Annotated in this window: 1 rRNA gene; it reads left to right on the forward strand. The window is 55.5% G+C overall.

The features are described from left to right. Positions 1–168: 168 nt before the first annotated feature. Positions 169–256: ribosomal RNA gene (rrf, locus tag GL263_RS27960) — 5S ribosomal RNA — on the forward strand; the annotation flags it as partial.

Consider the following 256-nt stretch of genomic DNA (forward strand, 5'->3'; position numbering starts at 1 on the left):
CCGGAGATGGAAGACCTGTGAGGGTTGGAGTTGACCGGTACTAATAGGCCGAGGGCTTGACCATATGTGCTCGCGTCCACTGTGTTGGTTCTGAGGCAACAGCTGCCGGAACCCGAACCATGCATACATGTGTGTGGTGGGTTTGCTGGGTTGTTTGTTTCATAGTGTTTCGGTGGTCATAGCGATGGGGTAACGCCCGGTTACATTCCGAACCCGGAAGCTAAGCCTGTCAGCGCCGATGGTACTGCATGCGGGA

The sequence above is a fragment of the Streptomyces durbertensis genome (assembly GCF_014156695.1).
Classification (GTDB): Bacteria; Actinomycetota; Actinomycetes; order Streptomycetales; family Streptomycetaceae; genus Streptomyces; species Streptomyces durbertensis.